1 tRNA gene and 2 rRNA genes are annotated in these 2619 nt (G+C 49.6%); all 3 read right to left on the minus strand.

Annotated elements, in window-relative coordinates:
* Positions 1–1511: ribosomal RNA gene (locus V192_RS21705) — 23S ribosomal RNA — on the minus strand; the annotation flags it as partial.
* Positions 1512–1698: 187 nt separating this feature from the next.
* A tRNA-Ala gene (locus tag V192_RS0118725) sits at positions 1699–1771 on the minus strand.
* An 83-nt stretch (positions 1772–1854) separates the two neighbouring features.
* Positions 1855–2619 (minus strand): 16S ribosomal RNA (locus V192_RS0118730); the annotation flags it as partial.

A 2619-nucleotide genomic window follows, 5' to 3' on the forward strand; every position in this document is an offset into this window, starting at 1 on the left:
GGTATTTTTGTGGTATTGGTTTCAGGGATATTCTCGAAAATCAAGAAATTGTTCCCACCGTTAGTAACAGGAACGGTCATTACAGTTATTGGTTTAACGTTGATTCCAGTAGCCGTTGAAAAATGGGCGGTGGCCCGACTAACCCTGGGCGGACGAGCCTTCCCCAGGAAACCTTAGTCATACGGTGGACGGGATTCTCACCCGTCTTTCGCTACTCATACCGCATTCTCACTTCTAAGCGCTCCAGCCGTCCTCACGATCGACCTTCAACGCCCTTAGAACGCTCTCCTACCATTACACCAGAGGTGTAATCCACAGCTTCGGTAAACTATTTAGCCCCGGTACATTTTCGGCGCAGGGTCACTCGACTAGTGAGCTATTACGCACTCTTTAAATGGTGGCTGCTTCTGAGCCAACATCCTAGTTGTCTGTGCAACCCCACATCCTTTTCCACTTAATAGTTATTTTGGGACCTTAGCTGGTGGTCTGGGCTGTTTCCCTTTCGACTACGGATCTTATCACTCGCAGTCTGACTGCCGAATATGAATGAATGGCATTCGGAGTTTATCTGAATTCGGTAACCCGAGATGGGCCCCTAGTCCAAACAGTGCTCTACCTCCATCATTCTTAACTTCGACGCTAGCCCTAAAGCTATTTCGGAGAGAACCAGCTATCTCCAAGTTCGTTTGGAATTTCTCCGCTACCCACAGCTCATCCCCGCACTTTTCAACGTACGTGGGTTCGGTCCTCCAGTGCGTTTTACCACACCTTCAACCTGGCCATGGGTAGATCACATGGTTTCGGGTCTACGACTACATACTCATTCGCCCTATTCAGACTCGCTTTCGCTRCGGCTCCGGCTCTTCACCTTAACCTCGCATGCAATCGTAACTCGCCGGTTCATTCTACAAAAGGCACGCCATTACCCATTAACGGGCTTTGACTTGTTGTAGCACACGGTTTCAGGATCTATTTCACTCCCCTTCCGGGGTGCTTTTCACCTTTCCCTCACGGTACTGGTTCACTATCGGTCATTAGGGAGTATTTAGCCTTGCGGGATGGTCCCCGCGGATTCCGACGGAATTTCTCGTGTTCCGCCGTACTCAGGATCCTCCTAGGTGTTGCCAACATTTCGTCTACGGGGCTATTACCCACTTGGCGAACCTTTCCAGGTYCTTCGACTATCTTGACAGACTACCACAACGGAGTCCTACAACCCCAACAAGCAAGCTTGTTGGTTTGGGCTCTTCCCGTTTCGCTCGCCGCTACTCAGGGAATCGAATTTTCTTTCTCTTCCTGCAGGTACTAAGATGTTTCAGTTCTCTGCGTCTACCTCTAACCAGCTATGTATTCACTGGAAAGTAACATCCTATAAAAGATGTTGGGTTTCCCCATTCGGAAATCTCTGGATCATAGCTCACTTACAGCTCCCCAAAGCATATCGGTGTTAGTCCCGTCCTTCATCGCTCCTAATGCCAAGGCATCCACCGTGCGCCCTTATTCACTTAACCTTATGACCTTACGGTCAATTGTTTGGTTCGTTTCTCTAGCGATAGAGGCGTCACCAATAAAATAAGCATTCGAACTATTTTACTTAAAAAACTCATTCAACGCGGTGTTCTCGGTTTGTTTTGATTACTTTTTTTACTTCAATATCCAGTTTTCAATGAACAATACTAGCAACACAAAGGTTACTAATGGAGCCTAGCGGGATCGAACCGCTGACCTCCTGCGTGCAAAGCAGGCGCTCTCCCAGCTGAGCTAAGGCCCCGTGGTACTTATTAATTTGAGAGTAAACCTCTCAAAACTGAACAAAGTGTCGACGAATGTGTAAGTTTCCGTAATATTCCTTAGAAAGGAGGTGATCCAGCCGCACCTTCCGATACGGCTACCTTGTTACGACTTCACCCCAATCATCTATCCCACCTTAGGCGGCTGGCTCCACAAGGGTTACCTCACCGACTTCGGGTGTTACAAACTTTCGTGGTGTGACGGGCGGTGTGTACAAGGCCCGGGAACGTATTCACCGCGGCGTGCTGATCCGCGATTACTAGCGATTCCGGCTTCATGTAGGCGAGTTGCAGCCTACAATCCGAACTGAGAGAAGCTTTAAGAGATTTGCATGACCTCGCGGCCTAGCGACTCGTTGTACTTCCCATTGTAGCACGTGTGTAGCCCAGGTCATAAGGGGCATGATGATTTGACGTCATCCCCACCTTCCTCCGGTTTGTCACCGGCAGTCTCGCTAGAGTGCCCAACTGAATGATGGCAACTAACAATAAGGGTTGCGCTCGTTGCGGGACTTAACCCAACATCTCACGACACGAGCTGACGACAACCATGCACCACCTGTCACTTTGTCCCCGAAGGGAAAGCTCGATCTCTCGAGTGGTCAAAGGATGTCAAGACCTGGTAAGGTTCTTCGCGTTGCTTCGAATTAAACCACATGCTCCACCGCTTGTGCGGGCCCCCGTCAATTCCTTTGAGTTTCAACCTTGCGGTCGTACTCCCCAGGCGGAGTGCTTAATGCGTTAGCTGCAGCACTGAAGGGCGGAAACCTCCAACACTTAGCACTCATCGTTTACGGCGTGGACTACCAGGGTATCTAATCCTGTTTGC

It is taken from the genome of Enterococcus crotali (genome assembly GCF_000633635.1).
GTDB classification, from domain to species: domain Bacteria; phylum Bacillota; class Bacilli; order Lactobacillales; family Enterococcaceae; genus Enterococcus_L; species Enterococcus_L crotali.